General features: G+C 73.6%; 24 protein-coding genes. 16 read left to right on the forward strand and 8 right to left on the reverse strand.

What is annotated here, in order from left to right:
• Positions 1-67 precede the first annotated feature (67 nt).
• On the reverse strand, positions 68-781 hold the full coding sequence (locus AB0M92_RS15380) for a DUF2470 domain-containing protein (RefSeq protein WP_366102621.1): 714 nt from the start codon (positions 779-781) through the stop codon (positions 68-70).
• A gap of 163 nt (positions 782-944) precedes the next feature.
• On the opposite strand from AB0M92_RS15380, the gene AB0M92_RS15385 reads away from it, so the two are divergent.
• The 4 genes from AB0M92_RS15385 to AB0M92_RS15400 all read left to right on the forward strand — a co-directional run bounded on the left by AB0M92_RS15385 (position 945) and on the right by AB0M92_RS15400 (position 3,656).
• Positions 945-1,340, forward strand: a complete 396-nt coding sequence (locus AB0M92_RS15385) for a cell division protein SepF (protein WP_030154409.1) — start codon at positions 945-947, stop codon at positions 1,338-1,340.
• 67 nt (positions 1,341-1,407) lie between these two features.
• Positions 1,408-2,646 (forward strand): ATP-binding protein, encoded by a 1,239-nt coding sequence (locus tag AB0M92_RS15390; RefSeq protein WP_366102622.1) that lies wholly within the window; start codon positions 1,408-1,410, stop codon positions 2,644-2,646.
• Positions 2,643-3,047, forward strand: coding sequence for a nucleotide pyrophosphohydrolase (locus tag AB0M92_RS15395; RefSeq protein ID WP_366102623.1), 405 nt, complete (start codon positions 2,643-2,645; stop codon positions 3,045-3,047). Before AB0M92_RS15390 ends, AB0M92_RS15395 begins: the two co-directional genes overlap by 4 nt.
• A 123-nt stretch (positions 3,048-3,170) precedes the next feature.
• Positions 3,171-3,656: a DUF6099 family protein gene (locus tag AB0M92_RS15400; RefSeq protein WP_366102624.1), complete on the forward strand. Its 486-nt coding sequence runs from the start codon at positions 3,171-3,173 to the stop codon at positions 3,654-3,656.
• Positions 3,657-3,760: 104 nt separating this feature from the next.
• On the opposite strand, the gene AB0M92_RS15405 is transcribed toward AB0M92_RS15400, so the two are convergent.
• A complete protein-coding gene (locus AB0M92_RS15405; RefSeq protein ID WP_366102771.1) occupies positions 3,761-4,027 on the reverse strand; it encodes a hypothetical protein in 267 nt (88 codons plus the stop codon).
• Between the two features lie 204 nt (positions 4,028-4,231).
• On the opposite strand from AB0M92_RS15405, the gene AB0M92_RS15410 reads away from it, so the two are divergent.
• Both AB0M92_RS15410 and mmuM read left to right on the forward strand, forming a co-directional pair.
• Positions 4,232-5,155, forward strand: a complete 924-nt coding sequence (locus AB0M92_RS15410) for an LLM class F420-dependent oxidoreductase (RefSeq protein ID WP_366102625.1) — start codon at positions 4,232-4,234, stop codon at positions 5,153-5,155.
• 15 nt (positions 5,156-5,170) lie between these two features.
• A complete protein-coding gene (gene mmuM / locus AB0M92_RS15415; protein WP_366102626.1) occupies positions 5,171-6,091 on the forward strand; it encodes a homocysteine S-methyltransferase in 921 nt (306 codons plus the stop codon).
• Here the strand turns inward: mmuM and AB0M92_RS15420 are convergent.
• Positions 6,085-7,134 carry a hypothetical protein gene (locus tag AB0M92_RS15420; protein ID WP_366102627.1) on the reverse strand — a complete coding sequence of 350 codons (1,050 nt, stop codon included), beginning with the start codon at positions 7,132-7,134 and terminating at the stop codon, positions 6,085-6,087. The two genes, mmuM and AB0M92_RS15420, sit on opposite strands and share 7 nt — an antisense overlap.
• A gap of 215 nt (positions 7,135-7,349) precedes the next feature.
• Between AB0M92_RS15420 and AB0M92_RS15425 the strand changes: the two genes are divergently transcribed.
• From AB0M92_RS15425 to argF, 5 genes are all read left to right on the forward strand, one after another.
• Positions 7,350-8,876: a 3' terminal RNA ribose 2'-O-methyltransferase Hen1 gene (locus tag AB0M92_RS15425; RefSeq protein ID WP_366102628.1), complete on the forward strand. Its 1,527-nt coding sequence runs from the start codon at positions 7,350-7,352 to the stop codon at positions 8,874-8,876.
• The gene (locus AB0M92_RS15430) at positions 8,873-11,419 is read left to right on the forward strand and encodes a polynucleotide kinase-phosphatase (RefSeq protein ID WP_366102629.1); all 2,547 of its coding nucleotides are present in this window, start codon (positions 8,873-8,875) and stop codon (positions 11,417-11,419) included. The genes AB0M92_RS15425 and AB0M92_RS15430 overlap by 4 nt, the downstream gene beginning before the upstream one ends.
• Before the next feature lie 197 nt (positions 11,420-11,616).
• On the forward strand, positions 11,617-12,084 hold the full coding sequence (locus AB0M92_RS15435) for a hypothetical protein (RefSeq protein WP_366102630.1): 468 nt from the start codon (positions 11,617-11,619) through the stop codon (positions 12,082-12,084).
• A 101-nt stretch (positions 12,085-12,185) separates the two neighbouring features.
• Entirely contained in the window at positions 12,186-13,412 is a 1,227-nt protein-coding gene (locus tag AB0M92_RS15440; protein WP_366102631.1) for an arginine deiminase, read from the forward strand.
• A 77-nt stretch (positions 13,413-13,489) separates the two neighbouring features.
• Positions 13,490-14,524, forward strand: coding sequence for an ornithine carbamoyltransferase (gene argF, locus AB0M92_RS15445; protein WP_366102632.1), 1,035 nt, complete (start codon positions 13,490-13,492; stop codon positions 14,522-14,524).
• A gap of 19 nt (positions 14,525-14,543) precedes the next feature.
• Here argF and AB0M92_RS15450 read toward each other — a convergent pair whose 3' ends face one another.
• A complete protein-coding gene (locus AB0M92_RS15450) occupies positions 14,544-14,987 on the reverse strand; it encodes an ATP-binding protein (protein ID WP_366102633.1) in 444 nt (147 codons plus the stop codon).
• Between the two features lie 215 nt (positions 14,988-15,202).
• Here AB0M92_RS15450 and AB0M92_RS15455 point away from each other — a divergent pair, with 215 nt between their 5' ends.
• Together AB0M92_RS15455 and AB0M92_RS15460 are read left to right on the forward strand one after the other, a co-directional pair.
• The gene (locus AB0M92_RS15455; protein WP_366102634.1) at positions 15,203-16,030 is read left to right on the forward strand and encodes an enoyl-CoA hydratase family protein; all 828 of its coding nucleotides are present in this window, start codon (positions 15,203-15,205) and stop codon (positions 16,028-16,030) included.
• A 4-nt stretch (positions 16,031-16,034) separates the two neighbouring features.
• The gene (locus tag AB0M92_RS15460; RefSeq protein WP_366102635.1) at positions 16,035-18,293 is read left to right on the forward strand and encodes a bifunctional salicylyl-CoA 5-hydroxylase/oxidoreductase; all 2,259 of its coding nucleotides are present in this window, start codon (positions 16,035-16,037) and stop codon (positions 18,291-18,293) included.
• 16 nt (positions 18,294-18,309) lie between these two features.
• On the opposite strand, the gene AB0M92_RS15465 is transcribed toward AB0M92_RS15460, so the two are convergent.
• The 4 genes from AB0M92_RS15465 to AB0M92_RS15480 form a co-directional block, all read right to left on the reverse strand.
• Complete coding sequence (locus AB0M92_RS15465) at positions 18,310-19,149, reverse strand: GNAT family N-acetyltransferase (protein WP_366102636.1); 840 nt, start codon at positions 19,147-19,149, stop codon at positions 18,310-18,312.
• A gap of 42 nt (positions 19,150-19,191) precedes the next feature.
• Complete coding sequence (locus AB0M92_RS15470) at positions 19,192-19,569, reverse strand: hypothetical protein (RefSeq protein WP_366102637.1); 378 nt, start codon at positions 19,567-19,569, stop codon at positions 19,192-19,194.
• 134 nt (positions 19,570-19,703) lie between these two features.
• Positions 19,704-20,510 (reverse strand): PaaX family transcriptional regulator C-terminal domain-containing protein, encoded by an 807-nt coding sequence (locus AB0M92_RS15475; RefSeq protein WP_366102638.1) that lies wholly within the window; start codon positions 20,508-20,510, stop codon positions 19,704-19,706.
• A gap of 28 nt (positions 20,511-20,538) precedes the next feature.
• Positions 20,539-22,167: an AMP-binding protein gene (locus AB0M92_RS15480; protein ID WP_366102639.1), complete on the reverse strand. Its 1,629-nt coding sequence runs from the start codon at positions 22,165-22,167 to the stop codon at positions 20,539-20,541.
• A 139-nt stretch (positions 22,168-22,306) separates the two neighbouring features.
• Between AB0M92_RS15480 and AB0M92_RS15485 the strand changes: the two genes are divergently transcribed.
• From AB0M92_RS15485 to AB0M92_RS15495, 3 genes are all read left to right on the forward strand, one after another.
• Positions 22,307-23,458, forward strand: coding sequence for an acyl-CoA dehydrogenase family protein (locus AB0M92_RS15485; protein WP_366102640.1), 1,152 nt, complete (start codon positions 22,307-22,309; stop codon positions 23,456-23,458).
• Positions 23,455-23,874, forward strand: a complete 420-nt coding sequence (locus AB0M92_RS15490) for a RidA family protein (protein ID WP_366102641.1) — start codon at positions 23,455-23,457, stop codon at positions 23,872-23,874. Before AB0M92_RS15485 ends, AB0M92_RS15490 begins: the two co-directional genes overlap by 4 nt.
• A gap of 100 nt (positions 23,875-23,974) precedes the next feature.
• Positions 23,975-24,565: a hypothetical protein gene (locus AB0M92_RS15495; protein WP_366102642.1), complete on the forward strand. Its 591-nt coding sequence runs from the start codon at positions 23,975-23,977 to the stop codon at positions 24,563-24,565.
• Positions 24,566-24,570: the final 5 nt, after the last annotated feature.

Consider the following 24,570-nt stretch of genomic DNA (forward strand, 5'->3'; position numbering starts at 1 on the left):
GACTGAGCCCGCGGCCGCCGGAGCCCCGTGCTCCGGCGGCCGCGGGCTGTTCTCGTACGAGGAGCCCTCAGGCGGGCAGGCTGTTGCGGTGCGAGCGCCGCCGGGCCGCGCTGAACAGGGCCTGGATCTGCACCCCGGACTGCTCGACGTCGTCCAGCGGGGAGGGGAACGGCAGCCGCACGTCCTGGTGGCCGCGGTGCTGCTCCAGCCGCAGGGTGATCCCGTACCGGTCCACGGCGAGCGGCAGTACGCGCAGGATCGCGCCGGCGGGGAGCGGCCGGACCAGGCGCAGGAGGAGCGTGACGAGCTCGGCGTGGTCGTCGAGGAGGTGCGTGAGCATGCCGGCCTCGTACGGGGCGAGGGGGTCGGGGCAGGCGGCGTCGAGCTCTTCCAGGCCGACGCACGTGCGTCCCTCGCCGGTCTCCAGGACGGCCCGGCCGAATTCCATGCAGGTGGAGTCGGCGCCCTCGTCCGTGTAGGGAGTGAGCAGGCGGCCGGTGATCGTCACGCGGGCGCGCACCCGGTCCCGTACGGGAGTGGGGGCGATGTCGGTGAACTCCAGCCGGATCGAGGGCCGGTACTCGGATGCGCCGCCGGGCTCGGACGGGTGCAGGTGCAGCCGGCCCATCGGGTCCGATCCGTCGAGGTGGCGGACTTCGCTGCTCAGCCCGTCGGTGACCACGGTCATGGAGTGGGCGGCGGCCAGGATCGACCGGACCCGCTCGGCATCGGTGGGCCGGCCGGGGGCCGGGGTGGCGGGGGCGGCACCGGGCATGCGCATGCGGGATCTCTCCATCGTCCTGGGCGGCTGACTTAGGTATGCCTAACCTAACCTATTCGCTTCTGCAGGAGTACCCCGTGTCGCTCGTGTCGTTGTTGGGCTGAACGGGTGAAACGCGAGAGGATGGGGGGATGCACATGAAGCGCACGGCCGAGGCGGCCCGGTGAGCAGGTACGACGTCACGGACGAACAGTGGGAGGGGCTCGCGCAGGTGGTCCCCCTGCGCAGTCGCAACGAGTGGCCCTCCCGGGTGGACCACCGCACGATCCCCACGGCGCCGGGGGCGTCCGCGGCGGAGCAGCGGCGCTTCGTGGTGATCCGGGTGCAGGTCTTCGCCGACGCGCGGGAGGTGGCCGAGTACCTGATCGCGCAGATCCCCGTACTGCTCGACCTCACCGGCGCGGACGGCGAAGTGGCCAAGCGGATCCTCGACTTCAGCAGTGGCGTGGTCTTCGGACTGGGCAGCGGGATGCACCGGGTGGACCGGAACGTGTTCCTGCTGGCACCCGTGGGGACCGAGGTCGAGGGGATCGCGGCCGCCGCCGTCCCCCGATCGTAGGAAGGTCGCCAGGGCGGAACGGTTCGCCGGACCCACCGGGGGTCCGGCGGGCCGTACCGTCCGGCGCATGGACGTCACCTTGGACTCGGGCGCGCAGGCGGACCCCGCCCCTGCCCGGTTATCCCCCGCCGTTGCCGACGATGCGCTTCGGGCTGCCGGCGCCGCCCCGCCGGCCGCCGTCGTGCACCACCGGCCCGTCGTCACCGAGTTGCGGCTCTCCGCCTTCGCGGCGCACCGCGGCGCCGTCTTCGCGCTGGGCCCCGTGACCTTCCTCGCCGGGCCCAGCGGCAGCGGCAAGTCCCAGGTCCTGGCCGCCTGCGGGGCGCTGGCCGCGCTCGGGGCCGGGGCCACGCTGGAAGAGGCGTTCCCCGATCCGCGGGGCCGGATCCCCGACCGGGCGCTGCCCGACGGACAGGGCCGGCGCGGGTTCCGCCTCGGCTGCACCGTCGACGGCCCGGCCGGACCCGTCCGCCTCGACCTCGCCGTGCAGGCCGAGCCCACGCTCCGGATCGTCGGCGAACGGCTCGCGGTGGACGGGCAGATCCTGCTCGGCACGGCCCTGCGCGACCCCGGCCGCCGTTCCGTGCAGGCCTCCTGGCTGACGGGCGGAGCCGTCGGCGTGACGCGCGCCCCGCTCCCCGACGACCGGCTCGGCACCGCCCTGCTGCCGCTGCGCGTCGCCGGCTCCACGGCCGGGCAGCGGCAGGTCCTGGCGGCCGCCGAGCAGGTGGTGGTGGCGCTGCGCTCGGCGTTCCCCTGCGACCCGGGTCCCGACCGGATGCGCGCGCCCGTCCCGCCGGGCGAGGGGCGGCTGCTCGGCGACTGCGCGAACCTGGCCGACGTCCTGCGCCGGACCCGCCACGAGTGCGGCAACCGCCACGCGCTGCTCGCCGCGGCCGCGCGGACCGGATGCGCGGGCCCGGTCGAGGGGCTGGACGTACGGGCCGCCGCGGACGGCCCGGTCACGGCGGTCCTGGACCGCGGCCGCGCCGGGCCCGCCACGGAACTGGGCCGGCTCGGCGCGGGCGAGCTCCGCTTCCTGGCGCTGGCGCTGGTCCTGCTGACCGGCCCGGGGGTGCTCGCCATGGACCCGGCCGCCGAACTGCTCTCCGCCCGGCAGGCGCTGACCGTCCTCGCCGAGGGCTTCGACCGCGACCTGGACCGGCGGCAGTTCGCCGAGCTGCTGCGGCTGGCCCTGCTGTCCTGCGGCCGCGGCCATGTCCGCCTGCTGGCGGCGGTGGGGGAGGCGGCGGCCGCGGTCGCCCGTGCGACCCCGGGGGTGACGGTGGTAGACCTGACGCCATGAGTGACGAGCAGGACGAGCAGGGCGTACAGCACGGGGAAGGGCCGCACCCCGCCGAGAGGCTGCTCCAACTCCAGAGCCGGCTGGCCGAGTTCGCCGCGGCGCGCGGCTGGGAGCCGTACCACACGCCCAAGAACCTGGCCGCGGCGCTGAGTGTGGAGGCGTCCGAACTGGTCGAGATTTTCCAGTGGCTGACCCCGGAAGAGTCGGCGAAGGTCATGGAGAAGCCGGCAACCGCACACCGCGTGGCCGATGAGGTGGCCGACGTACTGGCGTATCTGCTGCAATTCTGTGAGGTTCTCGGGGTGGATGTGCTGGATGCGCTCGCCGCGAAGATCGAGAGGAATGAGCTCCGCTTTCCGGTGACACGGCCTCCGACATCGAATTGTCACTCTTCGGAGTGATGGCCTCGTCCACAACCATGTTTGTGTCCACAGATTTCCGAATACCCCTGGCTTTACTGGCCCATTGCCCTCACTCTGGGTAGTGGTGAGAACGGCGGATGTCGTGCGGACGGGGGACGGCATATGGATGCGGTACGGCTCATCGCGGCCGGCCGGCACGCGCTGGCACAGAGCGGGGCGGCGATGGACATCGTGGGCGAGGCCTGGCAGGCCCAGGCGCTCGCGCAGGGGATCGGCGGTTGGCTGGCGGTCACCGGGCCGCCGGAGCTGAGATCGGAGGCACGGGGGCTGGGTGAAGCGGGGGGCAGAGGCTGCGGGGTGCTCGACAGAGCGGCCCTGCACGGAGAGGGCAGCGCGCCCGACTACCCGCCGAGAGCCGCGCAGCTGACCGAGGTGGCGGATGTCCGCCAGGCTCTGCTCGGACTGCAGGCGCTGCTTGGCGAAGTGGGGATAGCCCTGGTCGGGGTGGCCTGCGCGACGGACGACGAGGGTTTGTACTGGCAGTGCATAGAGTCCATAGACGCGGCCGACGAATCGAGCGACAGGGTCCGGGCCGTTCTGCGCCGGCTGACGGTCCGCGAGCGCGGGTCCGCCTCGGGCGTGGCCTGATGGGAGGGCGTGCGGCCTGACGGGTGGGCCGGGAGTGCGGTGAGTACGGGTTCGGGGGTCCCGCCGTGCGCGACGGGACCCGCGGGGTCATCCGGCGTGCACGGTCAGTACGGCCGGTGGGAGGGGCGCTCGCTCTCGGGGGTGCGGCCGCCCGGGGTCAGCGGCGAGCCGGGGGCGCGGTCCGTGCAGGACTGGAGGTCGGCGTCGAGCTGCGACAGATCGGCGTTCAGCGCCGCCATCAGCTCTTCTATCTGCTGGAGCAGGCCCTTCGGTGCGCCGCCCTGGGCTGCCGCCGCGGGCTCCTGACGTGCGTGGTCGTGTGCTGCCTGTCCGGTCAGCCCGGTGTGCTCGGGCACGGCCTCGTGGGACATGGCGGCCTCCTCGGCCCTGGCCCCTTCCCAAGCGGAAGGGGGCGGTGGACGCGTCGGCGAAAGGCCGCCGGCGCGCGGGCCGGGCGGTCCGGCTCCGTCCGAGCCAACGATCCCCATCCGGGCTGGTCACTGGCCGGGCCGGGGGTGGACCGTCCGGTTGACGCAGATTCACCCTGCGGGGGCGGGCGGGGCAGGATGGGAGTCATGGATCTCCGTATTTTCACCGAGCCCCAGCAGGGCGCGAGCTACGACACCCTCCTGACCGTCGCCAAGGCCACCGAGGACCTGGGCTTCGACGCGTTCTTCCGCTCCGACCACTATCTGAAGATGGGGTCGGGGGACGGCCTGCCCGGGCCCACCGACGCCTGGATCACCCTCGCGGGGCTGGCCCGGGAGACACGGCGGATCCGGCTCGGCACGCTGATGACGGCCGGCACGTTCCGGCTGCCCGGCGTGCTCGCCATCCAGGTGGCCCAGGTCGACCAGATGTCCGGCGGCCGGGTCGAACTGGGCCTGGGCGCAGGCTGGTTCGAGGGAGAGCACACGGCGTACGGCATCCCCTTCCCGGCGGAGCGGATGGCCCGGCTGGAGGAGCAGCTGGCCATCGTCACCGGCCTGTGGGCCACCGCTCCCGGAGCCACGTTCGACTTCGCGGGCACCCACTACCAGGTGGAGAAGTCCCCGGCGCTGCCCAAGCCGGCCCAGGCCAGGGTGCCGGTGCTCATCGGCGGCCACGGCGCCAAGCGCACCCCGCGCCTCGCCGCCCGGTACGCGGACGAGTTCAACATGCCGTTCGCGTCGATCGCGGACAGCGAGCGGCAGTTCGGCCGGGTGCGGCAGGCCGCCGAGGAGGCCGGGCGCGGGGCCGGCGACCTCGTCTACTCCAACGCCCTCGTGGTGTGCGTGGGCAAGGACGACGCCGAGGTCGCCCGCCGGGCCGCCGCCATCGGCCGGGACGTGGACGAGCTGAAGGCGAACGGCCTGGCCGGCTCCCCGGCCGAGGTGGTGGAGAAGATCGGCGCTTACGCGGCCGTCGGCAGCTCCCGCGTCTACCTCCAGCTGCTCGACCTCGACGACCTGGACCACTTGGAGCTGATCTCGGCCCAGGTGCTGTCCCAGCTCGGCTGAGGGAGGCGGACCGCCGTGCCCCGCGCGTCCCGCCCGCTCGCCGAAGCCCTGGCCGACAGGGTCGTGTTCCTCGACGGCGGGCTGAGCAACCAGCTCGCCGACCAGGGCTGCGATCTGTCCGGCGGCCTCTGGTCGGGCCGGGTGCTGGCCGAGCGGCCGGACCAGGTGAAGGCCGCCCACGCGGCGTACGCGCGGGCCGGCGCCGAGGTGCTGATCACCGCGAGCTACCAGGTGGGGTACGAGGCCTTCGCCGCGCACGGCTACGACCGGGCCGAGACCACCGCCCTGCTGCACCGCGGCGTCGCGCTGGCGGCCCGTGCGGCCGAGGCCGCCGACCACGAGGTCTGGGTGGCCGCCTCGGTCGGCCCGTACGGCGCGGTGCTCGCGGACGGCTCCGAGTACCGCGGGCGGTACGGGCTCGGCGTGCGCGAGCTCGCCGCCTTCCACCGCCCGCGGATCGAGGCGCTGCTCGCGGCGGGCGCCGACGTCCTGGCGCTGGAGACCATCCCGGACGCGCGGGAGGCCGAAGCGCTCCTCGGCGTCCTCGCCGGGACGGGGGCGGCCGCCTGGCTGAGCTACACGGTGGCCGGCCCGCGCACCCGCGCCGGCCGGCCGCTCCGCGAGGCCTTCGCCCTCGCGGCCGGGGCCCCGGAGATCATCGCGATCGGCGTCAACTGCTGCGACCCGGCGGACGTCCTGCCCGCCCTGGAGGCGGCCGCCTCCGTGACGCCCAAGCCGCTCGTCGCCTACCCCAACGACGGCTCCGTCTGGGACGCCGCCACCGCCACCTGGCACGCCCCGCCCCACCCCGTCCCCTGGCCCGTGGAAGCCTGGCGCACGACGGGAGCCCGCCTGATCGGAGGCTGCTGCCGCATCGGCCCGGCGGGCATCGCCGAACTCGCCGCGGGGACCTGGCGGGACGGGACCGGTCACTGACGCCAGCGGGGCTGACCGGGACCCTTGCAGGTGTAGGCGACGCCCTTCTTGCTGACGCCGGTTGCCCCGGCGGGGGAGCAGAACGCCCCGGGCGTCACCGTGCCCGAGCTTCCCGAGCCGCCGCTGTCGGACCCTCCGGAGGAGGAAGAGCCTCCGGAGGACGATCCCCCGGAAGAGGAGCCTCCGGACGACGAACCGGCAGAGGAGGAACCCCCGGAGGAAGAGCCCCCGGAGGAAGAGCCGCCCGATGCCGTGCTGCCCGAGTCGTCGTCATGCGTGGGCACCGGCTCGGGGTGGAGGCGGGTGTTCGGCGCGCCCGGGCAGCCGGTCCCGGGGGACACCAGCTTCAGGGAGGCGGAAGTGGTCGCCTGAGCGCTGATCTCCGTGCCTTCGGCGGGATCCTGGAAGCAGACGGCCCAGTCGTCCACGGCGGCCGGAAGGGTGACGTCCGTGAACGCGCTCTGCGGCTCGATCTTCCGGAAGCCGATCGGCTTCAGAGCCTCGGAGGCCTTCGCGAACGTCAGGCCGATGACCTTGGGCATCTTCGGATAGGGGATCGGGTCCCCGTCCTTCGCGGGGCAGGGGGCGTCGGCGGCGACCACGCCGAAGTCGAGCGCGGGTATCGCACCGGCCTTCTCGCTGACCAGGCTCTGGAAGCACACCTTCCAGGCCTCTTCGGCCACTTGGGCGGCGTCCCCCTCGGAGGCGTCGTGCGAGAGCGCCCGGAACCCGGCGGCGAGCGCGGCGGCCTTCGCCTCCTTGAGGTTCCGGCCGACGAGGGAGGGCGGCTCGGTCCGGCTGGGGCTCGCGCTCGGCGAGGAGGACGCGAGGGCGGCCGGCTTGGCGTCCGCCTCGGCCTTCTTCGGCGGGTCGCCCAGGAAGGGCGTGAGGAACCACAGACCGGCGAGGACGGTCGCGATGACCTTCTTGGCCTGCCCCCACCGGCTCGTCCAGGCGAGCGCGATGCCCGCGGGCGGGATCACCACCAGCAGAGCGATGATCAGGGCGGGATGCTGCCACCAGCGGCGCACGGGCGAGGGCATGGGTGGGTAAGGCTGCGGCGGGTACACGGGAGAGGCCCTCCTGGGGCTGCCGGGATGCCGGGGGCACGGGGAACGACGTGTTCCGCGGACCGTACAGCGCCCGCCGCAAGCGCGTCGGGCACTTGCCCGAATCGGGATCCGGGGGTGGTGCGACCGGGCGCGGGCGGGGGGAAATCCAGTGGCTCCCGGCGGCGGCGGCGTCCATGCTGATCTGCATGTTCTTGACGATCTCCACCACTGGCGGTGCCGAGCACCCGGCCACCGATCTGGGCTTCCTGCTGCACAAGCACCCGGGGAAGGTGCAGGCGTTCTCCACCTCCCACGGCGTCGCCCACGTGTTCTATCCCGAGGCCGCCGACGAACGGTGCACGGCGGCGCTGCTGCTGGAGGTGGACCCCGTCGCGCTCGTGCGGCGCGGCCAGGGCAAGGGGCGGGGCCCCGCGCCCGATGCCGCGCTCGCCCAGTACGTCAACGACCGCCCGTACGCGGCGTCCTCGCTGCTCGCCGTCGCGCTCAGCTCCGTCTTCCGCAGCGCGCTCAAGGGGCAGTGCACCGCCCGGCCCGAGCTGGCGGAGCGGACCCGTCCGCTGCGCATCGAGATACCGGCGCTGCCCGCGCGCGGCGGGGCGGGGCTCGTGCACCGGCTGTTCGACCCGCTCGGCTGGGACCTCGTACAGGCCGATCCCGTACCGCTCGACGAGCAGTTCCCGGAGTGGGGGGACTCCCGGTACGTACGGCTCGTGCTGGAGGGCGAGCTGCGCCTCGCCGACGCGCTGCGGCAGCTCTACGTCCTGCTGCCCGTGCTCGACGACGCCAAGCACTACTGGGTCGCCCCCGACGAGGTCGACAAGCTGCTGCGCGCCGGAGACGGCTGGCTCGCCGCGCACCCGGAGAACGGGCTCATCAGCGCCCGCTATCTCGCCCGCCACAAGCGGCTGACCCGCGAGGCCCTGGAGCGGCTGGAGCTGCTGCGGCTGGCCGAGGCCGACGGCAGTGAGGTCGAGGAGCTCGACAACGCCGTGGACGAGAACCGCGACACCGAGGAGAAGCCCGTACCGCTCGCCGTGCAGCGGCGCGAGGCGATCCTCGCCGCGCTGCGCGCCGCCGGCGCTGCCCGGGTCCTCGACCTCGGCTGCGGACAGGGGCAGTTGGTCCAGGCGTTGCTGGGGGACGTGTCGTTCACCGAGATCGTCGGTGTCGACGTGTCCATGCGGGCCCTTTCCATGGCTGCCAAGCGGCTGCGCATCGAGCGGATGGGGGAGAAGCAGAGCAGCCGGGTCCGGCTGCTCCAGGGCTCGCTCGCGTACACCGACGAGCGGCTGGCCGGCTACGACGCGGCGGTGCTCAGCGAGGTCATCGAGCACCTGGACCTGCCGCGCCTGCCCGCCCTGGAGTACGCGGTGTTCGGCGCGGCCCGCCCCCGCACCGTCCTCGTGACCACCCCCAACGTGGAGTACAACGTCCGCTGGGAGAGCCTGCCCGCCGGGCACGTCCGGCACGCGGACCACCGCTTCGAGTGGAACCGCGAGGAGTTCCGCGGCTGGGCCGCCACCGTGGCCGGGCGCCACGGTTACGAGGTCTCCTTCGTGCCCGTCGGCGACGACGACCCCGAGGTGGGGCCGCCGACCCAGATGGCCGTCTTCACCCGGATCCGGACGGACACCCACACCGGTCCCCACACCCACGCCGACACCCACGCCGACACCCACACCGACGCCGCCAAGGAGGGAGAGGCCGCATGACCAGCACCGGCAACCGCGTACTTCCCGTCACCGATCTGTCCCTCGTCGTCCTCGTCGGGGCCACGGGGTCCGGGAAGTCCACCTTCGCCCGCAAGCACTTCAAGCCCACCGAGGTCATCTCCTCCGACTACTGCCGCGCTCTCGTCGCCGACGACGAGAACGACCAGAGCGCGAGCGGTGACGCCTTCGACGTCCTGCACTACATCGCCGGCAAGCGGCTGGCCGCCGGGCGCCTGACCGTCGTCGACGCCACCAGCGTGCAGGCCGAGGCCCGCCGCGGGCTCGTCCGGCTGGCCCGCGAGCACGACGTCCTGCCCATCGCGATCGTCCTCGACATGCCCGAGGAGGTCTGCGCCGAACGCAACTCCGGGCGCCCCGACCGGGCCAAACTGCCCCGCGCCGTCATCCAGCGGCACCGCCGCGACCTGCGGCGCTCGCTGCGCGGACTGGAGCGCGAGGGCTTCCGCAAGGTGCACGTGCTGCGCACGCCGGAGGAGGCCGAGACCGCCGAAGTCGTCCTCGAAAAGCGGTTCAACGACCTCACCCACCTCACCGGTCCCTTCGACATCATCGGTGACATCCACGGCTGTTCCTCCGAGCTGGAGACCCTGCTCGGCAAGCTGGGGTACGAGGACGGGGTCCACCCCGAGGGCCGCACCGCCGTGTTCGTCGGCGACCTCGTCGACCGCGGCCCGGACAGCCCCGGCGTCCTGCGCCGGGTGATGGGCATGGTCGGCTCCGGCAACGCCCTGTGCGTGCCCGGGAACCACGAGAACAAGCTCGGCCGCCACCTCAAGGGCTCCAAGGTGCAGCAGACCCACGGGCTCGCCGAGACGATCGAGCAGCTCGGCCGTGAGCCGCAGGAGTTCGTCCAGGAGGTACGGGAGTTCATCCGCGGCCTCGTCAGCCACTACGTGCTCGACGGCGGCAAGCTGGTGGTCTGCCACGCCGGCCTGCCCGAGAAGTACCACGGCCGCACCTCCGGCCGGGTCCGCTCGCACGCCCTGTACGGGGAGACCACCGGCGAGACCGACGAGTTCGGCCTGCCCGTGCGCTACCCGTGGGCCGAGGAGTACCGCGGCAAGGCGGTCGTGGTCTACGGCCACACCCCGGTCCCGAACACCGCCTGGATCAACAACACCATCTGCCTGGACACGGGCGCCGTCTTCGGCGGCAGGATGACCGCCCTGCGCTGGCCCGAGCGCGAACTGGTCGACGTGCCGGCCGAGAAGGTCTGGTACGAGCCGGTCAAGCCGCTCGCCGGCGAGGCGCCGGGAGGACACGACGGCCGCCCGCTGGACCTGGGCGACGTGCACGGACGCCGGATCGTCGAGACCCGGCACCTGGGCAACGTCACCGTGCGCGAGGAGAACGCGGCCGCGGCCCTGGAGGTCATGAGCCGCTTCGCGGTGGACCCGCGGCTGGTCCCGTACCTGCCGCCGACCATGGCGCCCACCGCCACCTCGAACGAAGAGGGCTACCTGGAGCACCCGGCCGAGGCCTTCGCCCAGTACCGCAAGGACGGCATCGCCCAGGTCGTGTGCGAGGAGAAGCACATGGGCTCCCGCGCCACCGTCCTCGTCTGCAAGGACGCGCAGGCGGCCCGGGAACGCTTCGGCGTCGACGGGCCGACCGGTTCCGTCCACACCCGCACCGGACGGCCCTTCTTCCACGACCCAGAGGTCACGGAGGAGGTCCTCACCCGGCTCCGCGGCGCGATCACCGACGCGGGCCTGTGGGAGGAACTGGCCACCGACTGGCTGCTGCTGGACGGGGAGCTGCTGCCCTGGTCGCTGAAGTCCACCGGCCTGCTGCGCAACCAGTACGCCGCAGTCGGCGCGGCCTCCCGCGCCGTGTTCCCGGACGCCCTCGGCGCCCTGGCCGCGGCCGCCGGGCGGGGCATCGACACCGGGGGCCTGCTCGCCCGCCAGCGGGAGCGGGCCGCCGACGCCGAGCGGTTCACCGACGCCTACCGGCGCTACTGCTGGACCACGGACGGGCTGGACGGCGTACGGTTCGCGCCCTTCCAGCTGCTGGCGGTGGCCGGGCGCTCGCTGGCCGCCGTACCGCACGACGAGCAGCTGTTCTGGCTCGACCGGCTCGTGGCCGCCGACGAGGCGGCCGGGACCGGGCTGTTGCGCCGCACCGGCCGGATCCTGGTCGACACCGCCGACGAGGACTCCGTACGGGCGGGCACCGACTGGTGGCTGGAGCTGACGGCCGCGGGCGGTGAGGGCATGGTCGTCAAACCGCTCCAGGCGTACGCCCGGGACGCCAAGGGCCGCCTGGTCCAGCCCGGGATCAAGGTGCGCGGGCGCGAGTACCTGCGGATCATCTACGGTCCGGAGTACACGCGTCCGGAGCAGCTGGAGAAGCTGCGGCAGCGGTTCCTGGGGCACAAGCGCTCGCTGGCCCTGCGCGAGTACGCACTGGGGCTGGAGGCGCTGGACCGGCTGGCGGCCGAGGAGCCGCTGTGGCGGGTGCACGAGGCGGTCTTCGCCGTGCTCGCCCTCGAATCGGAGCCGGTCGACCCGCGGTTGTGAGCGGGGGACGGTACGCGCAGCCGTAAAGGGGAGGCCCCTGTACGGCCCCGAATTAGGTCGTATGGGGGAACTTTCCCGGAGAACTCCGGGAAAACCACCGGCGGGATCGTTCATCCAGGGCAGCGGAATGTCCGCGACCCTGGAAGGACGGAACGTCACCTATGAAGATGACCGCGCGCGGAAGCATTGCGGCACTCATGACCTGTATGGCCGCGGCCGGCGCGGCCACCCCGGCCGTGGCCGACTCGGTGCCGGTGGGTGTCCCCCTGGACGCCGTGAAGACCACGCTGGGCGTGGACACCCCGCGCGTGGCCACCGGGGTGCCGGTGCCCGTCGTCGGCGCTCCGGAGGCCCCCCGGTTCCACAAGGGCGATCTGCTCCCCAGCCCGGTCCTCCCGGTCGTGCCGATCACCACCGAGCTCGGCGGCACCCTCGTCGGCACGCCGGTGCCGAACCTGCTCGGCGACCCGAAGACGGACGGCGAGGGCACGGTGGAGGCTCCGGCCACCAACCTGCTCGCCCGCACCCCCGGCGCGATCGTCGGCGCCCCGCTGACGATGCCGGACGGCAGCAACCACGGCATCCCGAACCTGACCACGCCCAAGCTGGGCCTGACCGCCCCGGAAGTGATCGGGGCCCCGACGGCGCTCCTCGGTCTGCGCTGACCCCGGCCGGCGCCGCCGGGACCGCGGGGGATGCCGACCGTGCCGCGTCTCCTGAGCGAACGCCAGGTCAAAAGGCCGTCCGGTCTGCGAACGTGTACGCCATGGGATTCCATGTCGACTCCGAGACCGGGCGGCTTCGCCGCGTCATCCTCCACCGGCCCGATCTGGAGCTGAAGCGGCTCACACCGAGCAACAAGGACGCGCTGCTCTTCGACGACGTGCTGTGGGTGCGCCGGGCCCGCCAGGAGCACGACGGTTTCGCCGACGTCCTGCGCGACCGCGGCGTGGAGGTGCACCTCTTCGGAGACCTGCTGTGCGAGGCCCTTGACGTCCCGGAGGCCAGACACCTCGTCCTGGACCGGGTGTTCGACGAGAAGGAGTACGGTCCGCTCGCCACCGACCACCTGCGCGCGGTCTTCGACCAGCTGCCGGTGACCGCCCTGACCGAGGCGCTGATCGGCGGGATGACCAAGCGCGAGTACCTGGAGCGGCACGCGGAGCCGGTGTCGGTCCGCTTCCACGCGATGGAGCTCGACGACTTCCTGTTGGGGCCGCTGCCCAACCACCTGTTCACCCGGGACACCTCCGCCTGGATCTACGACGGGGTGTCCATCAACGCCATGCGGTGGCCGGCCCGGCAGCGCGAGACGGTGCACTTCGAGGCGATCTACAAGCACCACCCGCTCTTCACCTCCTCCGGGGCCTTCCACTACTGGTCGCAGGGGCAGGCGGACTACCCCTCGACCATCGAGGGCGGGGACGTGCTCGTCATCGGCAACGGCGCGGTGCTGATCGGGATGAGCGAGCGGACCACGCCGCAGGCGGTGGAGATGCTCGCGCGGGGTCTGTTCGCGGCCGGGTCGGCGAGGACCATCGTGGCGCTGGACATGCCGAAGCGGCGGGCCTTCATGCACCTGGACACGGTGATGACGATGGTCGACGGAGATACGTTCACTCAGTACGTGGGCCTCGGCATGCTGCGCTCCTACACCATCGAGCCGGGCGAGGGCCTGCAGGAGCTGAAGGTGACCGACCATCCGCCGGAGCACATGCACCGGGCGATCGCGGCCGCGCTCGGACTGGACTCGATCCGGGTGCTGACCGCGACGCAGGACGTGCACGCGGCGGAGCGCGAGCAGTGGGACGACGGCTGCAACGTGCTGGCCGTCGAGCCGGGGGTGGTGGTGGCGTACGAGCGGAACGTGACGACCAACACGCACCTGCGCAAGGAGGGCATCGAGGTCATCGAGATCCCGGGCAGCGAGCTCGGGCGGGGGCGGGGCGGGCCGCGGTGCATGAGCTGCCCGGTGGAGCGCGATCCGGTCTGAGGCCCACCTGTATATCAATACGGGGGATCGTATAGACTTCCAGAATCCCCTGTCAGCGTGACCCTTGGAGTGTCCCCATGGCCACCGACCTCGTCGGCCGCAGTTTCCTCAAGGAGCTCGACTTCACAGCCGCCGAGTTCCGCGGTCTGATCGAGCTCGCGGCCGAACTCAAGGCGGCCAAGAAGGCCGGCGCCGAGCGGCGCCGCCTCCAGGGCAGGAGCATCGCGCTGATCTTCGAGAAGACTTCGACGCGCACGCGCTGCGCGTTCGAGGTCGCGGCCGCGGACCAGGGCGCGCACACCACCTACCTCGACCCGGCCAGCTCCCAGATCGGCCACAAGGAGTCGGTCAAGGACACGGCGCGGGTGCTCGGGCGGATGTTCGACGGGATCGAGTACCGCGGTGACAGCCAGGAGGCCGTCGAGGCGCTCGCCGCCCACTCCGGCGTGCCGGTGTTCAACGGCCTCACCGACGACTGGCACCCCACCCAGATGCTGGCGGACGTGCTCACCATGACCGAGCACTGCGCCAAGCCGCTGGAGCGCACCGCCTTCGCCTACCTCGGCGACGCCCGCTTCAACATGGGCAACTCGTACCTGGTCACCGGCGCGCTGCTCGGCATGGACGTGCGCATCGTCGCACCGAAGGCCTACTGGCCGGCCGAGGCAGTGGTCTCGCGGGCCCGCGAGCTCGCGGCCGCCAGCGGGGCGCGCATCATGCTGACGGAGGAGGTCGCCGAGGGCGTGGCCCAGGCCGACTTCGTCGCCACCGACGTGTGGGTCTCCATGGGCGAGCCGAAGGAGGTCTGGGACGAGCGGATCGGCGCCCTGGCCCCGTACGCCGTCACGATGGACGTGCTCCGCGCGACCGGCAATCCGGACGTCAAGTTCCTGCACTGCCTGCCGGCCTTCCACGACCTGGGCACCAAGGTCGGGCGCGAGATCCACGAGCGGCACGGGCTGGACTCGCTGGAGGTGACGGACGAGGTGTTCGAATCCGCGCACTCCGTCGTCTTCGACGAGGCCGAGAACAGGCTGCACACCATCAAGGCGGTCCTCGTCGCGACCCTCGCGGGACCCGAAGCCGGTCAGGCCGTGTCTTCCGGATCGTGACGGGGCCGGGCCCGCATAGTCATGCGGGCCGCGCCGCCAGGGTGAACCAGACGGCCTTCCCGTCCGCCGTCGGGCGGTGGCCGCAGGCCGAGCTGAGCGCGCGGATCAGCAGCAGTCCGCGGCCGTGCTCCTGCCAGGGGTCGGGCATCAGGTCCTCCAGGCGGGTGCCGGCGGCGCCCCGGGTGCCGATCGCGCCGAGGACCCCGGGCGGTCGCGGATCCCCGTCGTGGACCTCGACCTGACAGCCGCTCGCCCGCAGCTCCACGACCAGCTCGATCGGGGCGTCACCGGCGGTGTGCTCCACGGCGTTGGCGACCAGCTCCGCGGTCAGCAGCTCCGCCGTGTCGCTGTCGGCGTGCACGACGGGCACGTCGGTGAGCGCCGTGCGGACGAGGGCGCGGGCGATCGGCACGGCGGCCGGCGTGCGGGGCAGCGGGATCCGCCAGGCGGAGACGTCGGGCATGAGGGGACCGTCCGTTCCGGGAGACAGGGGGCAGGGGGCAGGGGGCGGGAGTGGGAGCGGGGAAGGTGGGGGGCAGGGAGTCGACAAGGCGGGGAGGAGGAACTTCCGCTTTCAACGATACGGAGTGCCCGCGCGCTGCCGTGACGCACCCACCCCGTCACCCATGTGTCGCGTTTCTGTGACGGCAGTCACGATGCAGTGATACCGTCGATCCCGTGAGCCCCTTCATCGGTTCCACAGCAGCGACCGAACGGTGGCGCCACCTGCGGGTGACCCGGCAGGACGGCGTGGCCACCGTCACCCTCGACCGCCCCGAGAAACTCAACGCCCTCACCTTCGGCGCCTACGCCGACCTGCGCGACCTGCTCGCCGAGCTCTCCCGCGAGCGCTCCGTACGCGCCCTCGTCCTCGGTGGCGAGGGGCGCGGCTTCTGCTCCGGTGGAGACGTCGACGAGATCATCGGCGCCACCCTCGCCATGGACACCGCCCAGCTCCTCGACTTCAACCGGATGACCGGCCAGGTGGTGCGCGCCATCCGCGAGTGCCCCTTCCCGGTGATCGCCGCCGTGCACGGGGTCGCCGCCGGGGCCGGGGCCGTCCTCGCCCTCGCCTCCGACTTCCGGATCGCCGACCCGTCCGCCCGCTTCGCGTTCCTCTTCACCCGCGTCGGCCTCTCCGGCGGGGACATGGGCGCCGCGTACCTGCTGCCCCGCGTCGTCGGCCTCGGCCACGCGACCCGGCTGCTGATGCTCGGAGAGCCCGTACGCGCCCCGGAGGCCGAGCGAATCGGCCTGCTCAGCGAGGTCACCGAGGAGGGGAAGGCCGGCGCACGGGCCGCGGAACTCGCCGCGCACCTCGCCGCAGGTCCCGCCCTCGCGTACGCGCAGACCAAGGCGCTGCTGACCGCCGAACTCGACATGCCGCTCGCCGCGTCGGTCGAGCTCGACGCCAACACCCAGGCCCTGCTGATGAACGGCCGGGACTACGCCGAGTTCCACGCCGCCTTCACCGCGAAGCGGCCCCCGGAGTGGAAGGGCAGGTAGCGCCATGCCGGAAGGCAGCGCATTGCGGGTCGCCGTCGTCGGCGGCGGGCCCGGGGGCCTGTACGCCGCCGCGCTGCTGGCCCGCCAGGGCCATACGGTCGAGGTGTGGGAGCGAAACGCCCCCGAGGACACCTTCGGTTTCGGCGTGGTGCTCTCCGACGAGACCCTCGGCGGCATCGAACGGGCCGACACCGTGGTCTACGCGGCCCTCGGCGCCGAGTTCGTCCGCTGGGACGACATCGACATCGTCCACCGGGGGCGGCTGCTGACCTCCGGCGGCCACGGCTTCTCCGCCCTCGGCCGGCGACGGCTGCTGGAGATCCTCCACGAGCGCTGCGCCGGCCTCGGGGTCAGGCTCCGTTTCCGCACCCCCGCACCGGCCGCCGCGGCCCTGGCGGCCTCGTACGACCTGGTCGTCGCGGCCGACGGAGTGCACAGTGCGACCCGGCAGGCCGGCGCCGCGCACTTCCGCCCGACGCTGACGAGCGGGCGATGCCGCTACATCTGGCTCGCCGCCGACTTCGCCTTCGACGCGTTCCGCTTCGAGATCGCGGAGACCGAGCACGGCGTCATGCAGCTGCACGCCTACCCGTACTCCGCGGACGCCTCCACCGTCATCGTGGAGATGCACGAGGACGTCTGGCGGTCCGCCGGCTTCGACCTGTGCGACGAGGCCGAGTCCGCCGCGCGCTGCGCCAAGATCTTCGGCGAGGCCCTGCGCGGGCGCCCGCTGCACGGCAACCACTCGGCGTGGACCGAGTTCCGCACGGTCGTCAACGAGCGCTGGTCGCACGGGAACGTCGTCCTGCTCGGGGACGCGGCGCACACCGCCCACTTCTCCATCGGCTCGGGTACGAAGCTGGCGGTGGAGGACGCGCTCGCGCTCGCCGAAGCCGTGGCCGCGGAGCCGGACGTGCCCGCCGCCCTCGCCGCGTACGAGGCCGCCCGGCGGCCGGCGGTGGCCTCGACCCAGCGGGCCGCCGCCGCCAGCATGCGGTGGTTCGAGGAACTCGCCGGGTACGTGGACCAGCCCGCCCGGCAGTTCGCCTTCAACCTGCTCACCCGCAGCCGCCGGGTGACCCACGACAACCTGCGGCTGCGCGACGAGCGGTTCACCCGGGCCGTGGAACGCGACTTCGGCTGCCCGGACGAGCACACCCCGCCGATGTTCACGCCGCTGAAGCTGCGCGGGCTGACCCTGCGCAACCGCGTCGTGGTCTCCCCGATGGACATGTACTGCGCGCAGGACGGCGACGGAACGCCCGGGGACTTCCACCTGGTGCACCTGGGGGCGCGGGCCCTCGGCGGAGCGGGCCTGGTGATGACCGAGATGGTCTGCGTATCGGCCGAGGGCCGGATCACCCCCGGCTGCACCGGCCTGTACACGGCGGGGCAGGCGGCGGCCTGGACCCGGATCGCCGACTTCGTGCACGGCTCCGCGCCCGGCACCGCGCTGGGCGTCCAGCTCGGCCACTCAGGTGCCAAGGGCTCGACGCGGGTGATGTGGGAGGGCATGGACGACCCGCTCCCGGAGGGCAACTGGCCGCTCGTGGCGGCCTCCCAGGCGCCCTACCGGCCGGGCGTCTCGGCCGTTCCGCGCGCGCTGACGGCAGCGGACATGGCATCGATCCGCTCCGATTTCGCGGCCGCCGCCGTACGGGCCGCGGGCTGCGGCTTCGACCTGCTGGAACTGCACTGCGCCCACGGATACCTGCTGTCCGGCTTCCTGTCCCCGCTCACCAACCGGCGCACGGACGCCTACGGCGGGCCCCTGGAGAACCGGCTCCGCTTCCCGCTGGAGGTCTTCGACGCGGTCCGCGCCGTGTGGCCCGCCGACCGGCCGATGACCGTACGCATCTCGGCCACCGACTGGGCCCCCGGCGGAACGTCCGCCCAGGACGCCGTGGACATCGCGGCCGCCTTCGCCGCCCACGGCGCCGACGCCATCGACGTGTCGACCGGCCAGGTGGTGGCCGACGAGAGCCCCGAGTACGGGCGCTCGTACCAGACCCCGTACGCGGACCGGATCCGCAACGCGCTCGGCGTGCCCGTCATCGCCGTCGGCGCGATCTCCTCCTGGGACGACGTGAACTCCCTGCTGCTGGCGGGCCGCGCCGACCTCTGCGCCGTGGGCCGCCCCCACCTGTACGACCCGCACTGGACCCTGCACGCGGCCGCCGACCAGTCCTACGAGGGCCCGGCCGCGCCCTGGCCCGCCCCCTACCGCGCCGGCAGCCGCACACCCCCGACCGGCCGCGGCTGAGGGAGCGCCGGACGGCTCACGGCGCGGCCACCCCGACGCGGTCCTCCACCGGGACGTAGCCCAGGCGCCGGTAGAGGCGGTTGCTGGTCGGGTTGGCCAGGTCGGTGAAGAGCAGCACCTCCGAGGCGCCCGCCGCGTACGCCGCCTCGCTGACCGCGTGCGTCACCCCGGCCGCGTACCCGCGCCCGCGCAGCCCGGGCGGGGTGTACACCGGGCCGACCCGGGAGACCGGGCCGATCACGCGGAAGAACCCGGCCATGGCCACGGGCCTTGCGGCGTCCTCCCAGAGCAGCATGCCCCCGTACGAGAGCCGGTCGCGCAGGCCGGCCTCGGAAGGGCCGCCCGGCTGCCCGGTCTCCCGCTTGAAGGCCCCGGTCCAGTCCAGCAGCAGCGGGAGATCGGCGTCGGTGGCGGTCCGCGCCCGGCCGGCCGGGGCGGGGGCCGGGGCGAGCAGTCCCGCGAGCCGGTACAGCCGGTTCTCCGCGGTGACCGCGCTCGCCCTGCCCCAGGCCGCGGCCAGCGCCTCGGCATCGCGGCGCCGGGCGTTGAGCACCCCGACCCCGGCGAGCAGGGGTTCGGTGGTGAGGGCGGCCCCCAGCTCGCGCACGGCCCGCTCGGGCAGCGCCCCGATCAGCAGCGGGTACGGCGGGGTGCGCAGCACGGCGCCCGCGACGCCCCCGCCGGCGCCGGTCCACCAGCCGAAGAGGGGCTCGGCGGACCCGTAGGCGTCCGGGCCGCGCCGCTCCAGCGCGTCCAGCACGGTCAGCAGGGTGGTGTTGGACACGGGCTCGGCGGCCACGGCCGGGCCGGCCGCGGCCCGGAACGCCGCCAGGTCATGGGTGAACGTCCAGGTCATGGGCCATGATGGCGTCGGACCGTCTCTGCGTGCACGTCAGTTTTACGAGGGCAGCCAGGCCGGCCACCACGGCGGCACGTTGTCGGGCCCGCACAGCCCCGAGTCCCCGCGGTAGCCGTCCAGCGTGCCCTGCGTGGCGAAGTACCAGACGATCACCACCGACAGGACCAGTACCACGGCCACCACGCCCGTCACGGGATTCACGCGCCGGGCGAGCAGCCAGACCAGCAGGGCGAGCACCGCGCACCCCGGGACCAGCAGGAGCATCTCGAAGGCCAGCTCGAACTTGCCGCCCGCCTCCCAGCCCGCGTCACAGTACGCGCGGGCGTTGGCGGCCAGGTCGTGCGCCAGGTAGCCGGCGACGGCGCCGCCCAGCAGCGCGGTCACCACGCCCTGCCACCGCAGCCGCTTGTCCGCCATGACGGGCGGCGGCCCGAAGCCGGGCGGTGGGGGACCGGCCGGCGGCTGGACGCCCGGTGGGTGCGGGGGAAGGGGTGGGGCCTCGGGCGGAAGATCGTTTCGTGTCACACCCCGACGTGACGTGTCCCCGTCGCCTACGGTTCCAGGAACCCCGCCCCGACGTCCCGCAGCCGGTCGTGCAGGTCGGTGAAGACCGCCGCCGCGCGGTCGCCCGGCCAGTCCGCGGGCAGCAGTTCCCGCGGCAGCCCCGGGTCGGCGTACGGCAGGCGCCGCCAGGTGTCCAGGGCGAGCAGGTAGCCGCGGTAGGCCTCCTCCGCGGTGGGGGCGGGGCCCGACTGCAGGGCGCGCAGCACCGGCTCGTGCAGGTCCAGGAACTCCTCGTGCTGCTTGGCCAGCGAGGTCAGGTCCCACCACCGGGCCACCGCCTCGGCGGTCGGGGCGAAGCCGAGGTGGCCGCCGGAGAACAGCTCCACGTACGCCGTCAGGTGCAGCCGGTCCAGGGTGTGCCCGGTCTCCTCGTACAGGTGGGCCGGGGCGATCCACACCCCCGGGGCCACCGCGCCGAAGCCCAGGCGCGCGAGGCGCGAGCGCAGCAGGTGCCGCTTGTGCCGCTCCTGCTCCGGTACGGAGAACACCGCCAGCAGCCATTCCCCCGCGGGGTCGGCGCCGCGCTCCCCGTAGATCCTGCGGTCGCCGTCGTCCAGCAGCTGGCGGGCCTCCGCGGAGAGCTCGTACCCCGCGGAGCCGTCCGAGGCCCGCCCGGGCAGCAGGAAGCCGCGCCGCTTCAGCCGGGAGACCGACGAGCGGACCGACGGGGCGTCCACACCGGCCGCGCCCAGCAGGCGGACCAGCGCGGACACCGGGACCGGCCCCTCGAAGGACCGCCCGTAGGCGCCGTAGAACGTGACGATCAGAGATCGCGGAGTGTGCTGCTCGACCACGGGATCACTCTAGGTCGTGTCGTTCGGATCAGGCCGGGTTCGCGGCGTCGCGCAGCCGGAAGCGCTGCAGTTTGCCCGTCGCCGTCCGGGGGAGGGCCGGCAGGAAGACGAAGGCGCGCGGGCACTTGTACGGGGCCAGCTCCGCCCGCACGAACGCCCGCAGTTCCTCCTCGCTCGGCTGCGCGCCCGCCCGCGCGACGGCGTACGCCACCACGATCTGGCCGCGTCGCTCGTCCGGACGGCCCACCACCGCCGCCTCCACCACGTCCGGGTGGCGCAGCAGGGCCTCCTCCACCTCCGGGCCCGCGATGTTGTAGCCCGCCGAGACGATCATGTCGTCGGCCCGGGCGACGTACCGGAAGTAGCCCTCCGGATCGCGGACGTAGGTGTCCCCGGTCAGGTTCCAGCCGTCCCGTACGTACTCCGCCTGCCGCGGATCCGCCAGGTACCGGCAGCCCACCGGACCGCGCACCGCCAGCAGCCCCGGCTCGTTGTCCGCGACCGGCCGCCCGGCGGCGTCCACCACCCGGGCCTGCCAGCCCGGCACCACGCGGCCGGTCGTCCCCGGGCGGATGTCCTCGTCGGCCGCGGAGATGAAGATGTGCAGCAGTTCCGTGGCGCCGATCCCGTTGATGATCCGCAGTCCGGTGCGCTCGTACCAGGCCTGCCAGGTGGCCGCCGGGAGGTTCTCGCCCGCCGAGACGCAGCGGCGCAGCGCGGACAGGTCGTACGTGCCCACCGGGTCCGGGCCCAGCTCGTCCAGCATCGCCCGGTACGCGGTCGGCGCGGTGAACAGCACCGAGACCCGGTGCTGGGCGAGGGCCGGCAGCAGCCGGCGCGGGACCGCCTGGTCGAGCAGGAGCGCGGAGGCCCCCGCGCGCAGCGGGAAGACGACCAGGCCGCCGAGCCCGAAGGTGAAGCCGAGCGGCGGACTGCCCGCGAAGACGTCGTCGGGACGGGGGCGCAGGACGTTGTGGGAGAAGGTGTCGGCGACCGAGAGCAGGTCGCGGTGGAAGTGCATGCAGCCCTTGGGGCGGCCGGTGGTCCCCGAGGTGAAGGCGATCAGGGCCACGTCGTCGGCGGAGGTCTCCACGGCCGGGAACGACGCCGGGTGCCGGTCGGCCAGCCGCAGCAGGTCGTCCGCGCCCTCCCCGCCGTACGGGGTGATCCGCAGGCCGGGCACCTGCGCCTTGGCCAGGTCGTCCAGCACGTCCACGTGGCACAGCGCGTGCCGCACCCTGGCCATCGCGCAGACGGTGGCCAGCTCCTGCGCCCGCTGCTGGGCGAGGACCGTCACCGCCACCGCGCCCGCCTTCATCACCGCCAGCCAGCACGCGGCGAGCCAGGGCCCGGTGGGGCCGCGCAGGAGCACCCGGTTCCCGGGGACCACGCCGAGGTCGGCCGTGAGCACGTGGGCGATGCGGTCCACGCGCCCCCGCAGCCCGCCGTACGACCACACCTCGCCGGTGCCGCTGCGGAAGGCGGGGCGGTCGGGCCCGAACCGGTCGATGGTGGCGTCGAGCAGCTCCGCGCCGCAGTTCAGCCGGTCCGGGTAGGCCAGTTCGGGGAGCTCGAAGAGGAGCCGCGGCCAGGCGTGCGGTGGCGGCAGATGGTCGCGCGCGAAGGTGTCGGCGTGGGCGGATGGCTTGAGCTCCAAGGCGGGTTCGCCCCCTTGCAACGACAGCGGCTCCCCGGGTGAGGGGCCGAAGTGGCGGAGCGGGCCGTGCGAGTGCGCTACGAGCGTATCGTGATGGTGACGGCAGTCAACAGGACGCGATAGAAGCGGGGATGTTCGGATGACCGGATTCGCGCTCGGGGCGGAACAAGAGGAGTGGTGCGGGCAGCTGCGCGCGCTGGCGGCGGACCGGCTGCGGCCGCTCGCCGACAAGGGGGAGCCGGGCCGGGTCAACCGCCCGCTGCTCGCGGCGCTGGGCGAGCTGGGCCTGCTGGAGCGGGTCTTCACCTCGGGGGCGCTGGAGCTGTGCCTGCTCCGCGAATCCCTCGCGTACGGGTGCACGGAGGCGGAGACGGCCCTCGCGCTGCAAGGTCTGGGGGCACATCCGGTGCTCGCCTCGGGTACGCCGGAGCAGCGGGCGCGCTGGCTGCCGGAGGTACGGGCCGGGCGTGCGGTGGCGGCCTTCGCGCTGAGCGAGCCGGGGGCCGGCTCGGACGCGGCGGCGCTGGCGCTGGAGGCCGTGCGGGACGGGGGCGCCGGCCGGAGCGGGGCCGAGGGGAGCCGGGGGGCCGAGGGCGGCTGGCGGCTCAGCGGGGAGAAGTGCTGGATCTCCAACGCCCCCGAGGCGGACTTCTACACGGTGTTCGCCCGCACGGGCGAGGGACCGGCCGCCAAGGGGGTCACCGCCTTCCTGGTCCCGGCCGACCGGCCCGGGCTCTCCGGCGAGCCCCTGGACATGCTCTCCCCGCATCCGATCGGACGGCTGTCCTTCGACGGCGTCCCGGTCGGCCCGCAGGACCTGCTCGGCGAACCCGGCCGGGGCTTCCGCGTGGCGATGGACACCTTGAACCGGTTCCGGCCGAGCGTGGGCGCCTTCGCCGTCGGCATGGCCCGGGCCGCCCTGGACGCGACCTTGGCGTACACGGCGGCGCGCCGCGCCTTCGGCGGCGTACTGGGCGACCTCCAGGCGGTGGGCCACCGGGTGGCGGAGATGGCCACCCGCACCGAGGCCGCCCGGCTGCTGGTGTACGCGGCGGCGGGCGCGTACGACGCCGGTTCGCCGGACGTCCCGCGCCGCTCCGCGATGGCGAAACTGCTCGCGACGGAGACCGCCCAGTACGTGGTGGACCACGCGGTCCAGCTGCACGGGGCCGTCGCCCTCCAGCGGGGCCACCTGCTGGAACACCTGTACCGGGAGGTCCGGGCGCCGAGGATCTACGAGGGCGCCAGCGAGGTCCAGCGCACCATCATCGCGAAGGAGCTCTACCGGTGAGCCTGGAGCGGATCAATCCCGCGGAGCTCTCCCCGGCGACGGGCTTCTCGCACGCCGTGGCCGCGAGCGGCACCCGGCTCGTCTTCCTGGCGGGCCAGACCGCGCTCGACACCGAGGGCAAGGTGGTGGGGGAGACCCTGCCCGAGCAGTTCGAACGCGCGCTGGGCAACCTGCTGGCCGCCCTCGCCGCGTCGGGCGGGACACCGGCGGACCTGGCCCGGGTGACCGTGTACACGGTCGACGTGGAGGCGTACCGCGTCCACGCATCCGAACTCGGCCGCATCTGGCGCCGGCTGGCCGGCCGCGACTACCCGGCGATGGCGGTCATCGGGGTCGTCCGGCTCTGGGACGAGCCCGCCCTGGTCGAACTGGACGGTATCGCCGTACTCGAAACGGCTCAGGGGGTGTCCGCTTGACGCGGCACTGACCAGGTGCCTTTGACAGCGGGCCGGGGAGGGGTGAGGGTGGAAATGACCTTTTTGTAAGGAATGTCTCAATCCTCGGAGGTGCATGGTCATGCGCCGTGTCATCACCGCGACGATCGTGGCGGGAGCCGCGGGCGTCGCGCTCGGCCTGATGCCTGTCGGCGGAGCGGTTGCCGCAGGTCTGCCTCAGACCCAGCAGAACAACTCGGGATGGTGCTCCGACGACTGGCGCGGGAACAACAACTGGCGTGACTGCTGCGACCCCTCCCGCTGGCACAACTGGAACGACCGGCCCAGCTGGTGCTGGGACAACGACTCCTGGAACAACGGCCGCCACGACAACGCCAATTGGAACGGCAACTGGAACAACGGCCGCTGGAACGACAACCGCTCCAGCCATGACAACCGCAACGACAACAACTGGAGCGGCAACCACGACAACGGCTGGAGCGACAACGGATCCGGCCGCGGTGGCTACGGCGGCGACGGCGGTGGCGGTGGCGGAGGCCACGACGGCGGTGGCGGCGGAGGCAACGGGGGCGGCGGTGGAGGCGACGGCGGTGGCGGAGGCCACGACGGCGGCGGCGGTGGCGGCAACGGCGGCGGGGGCGGCGGCAACGGCGGTGGCGGCAACGGTGGGGGCGGCGGAGGCGGTGGCGGAGGCGGTGGCGGCGGCCGCTGACGGGA

The organism is Streptomyces sp. NPDC051582 (assembly GCF_040681715.1).
Classification (GTDB): domain Bacteria; phylum Actinomycetota; class Actinomycetes; order Streptomycetales; family Streptomycetaceae; genus Streptomyces.

Bases quoted from the DNA above. Each gene is read 5' to 3' on its own strand.
- AB0M92_RS15380 (WP_366102621.1), bottom strand. From the start codon at position 781: ATGCGCATGCCCGGTGCCGCCCCCGCCACCCCGGCCCCCGGCCGGCCC.
- AB0M92_RS15420 (WP_366102627.1), bottom strand. From the start codon at position 7,134: ATGCCCTCGCCCGTGCGCCGCTGGTGGCAGCATCCCGCCCTGATCATC.
- AB0M92_RS15425 (WP_366102628.1), top strand. From the start codon at position 7,350: ATGTTCTTGACGATCTCCACCACTGGCGGTGCCGAGCACCCGGCCACC.
- argF (WP_366102632.1), top strand. From the start codon at position 13,490: ATGGCCACCGACCTCGTCGGCCGCAGTTTCCTCAAGGAGCTCGACTTC.
- AB0M92_RS15485 (WP_366102640.1), top strand. From the start codon at position 22,307: ATGACCGGATTCGCGCTCGGGGCGGAACAAGAGGAGTGGTGCGGGCAG.
- AB0M92_RS15430 (WP_366102629.1), top strand. From the start codon at position 8,873: ATGACCAGCACCGGCAACCGCGTACTTCCCGTCACCGATCTGTCCCTC.
- AB0M92_RS15470 (WP_366102637.1), bottom strand. From the start codon at position 19,569: ATGGCGGACAAGCGGCTGCGGTGGCAGGGCGTGGTGACCGCGCTGCTG.
- AB0M92_RS15440 (WP_366102631.1), top strand. From the start codon at position 12,186: ATGGGATTCCATGTCGACTCCGAGACCGGGCGGCTTCGCCGCGTCATC.
- AB0M92_RS15400 (WP_366102624.1), top strand. From the start codon at position 3,171: ATGGATGCGGTACGGCTCATCGCGGCCGGCCGGCACGCGCTGGCACAG.
- AB0M92_RS15495 (WP_366102642.1), top strand. From the start codon at position 23,975: ATGCGCCGTGTCATCACCGCGACGATCGTGGCGGGAGCCGCGGGCGTC.
- AB0M92_RS15435 (WP_366102630.1), top strand. From the start codon at position 11,617: ATGACCTGTATGGCCGCGGCCGGCGCGGCCACCCCGGCCGTGGCCGAC.
- AB0M92_RS15395 (WP_366102623.1), top strand. From the start codon at position 2,643: ATGAGTGACGAGCAGGACGAGCAGGGCGTACAGCACGGGGAAGGGCCG.
- AB0M92_RS15460 (WP_366102635.1), top strand. From the start codon at position 16,035: ATGCCGGAAGGCAGCGCATTGCGGGTCGCCGTCGTCGGCGGCGGGCCC.
- AB0M92_RS15465 (WP_366102636.1), bottom strand. From the start codon at position 19,149: ATGACCTGGACGTTCACCCATGACCTGGCGGCGTTCCGGGCCGCGGCC.
- AB0M92_RS15405 (WP_366102771.1), bottom strand. From the start codon at position 4,027: ATGTCCCACGAGGCCGTGCCCGAGCACACCGGGCTGACCGGACAGGCA.
- AB0M92_RS15450 (WP_366102633.1), bottom strand. From the start codon at position 14,987: ATGCCCGACGTCTCCGCCTGGCGGATCCCGCTGCCCCGCACGCCGGCC.
- AB0M92_RS15410 (WP_366102625.1), top strand. From the start codon at position 4,232: ATGGATCTCCGTATTTTCACCGAGCCCCAGCAGGGCGCGAGCTACGAC.
- AB0M92_RS15390 (WP_366102622.1), top strand. From the start codon at position 1,408: ATGGACGTCACCTTGGACTCGGGCGCGCAGGCGGACCCCGCCCCTGCC.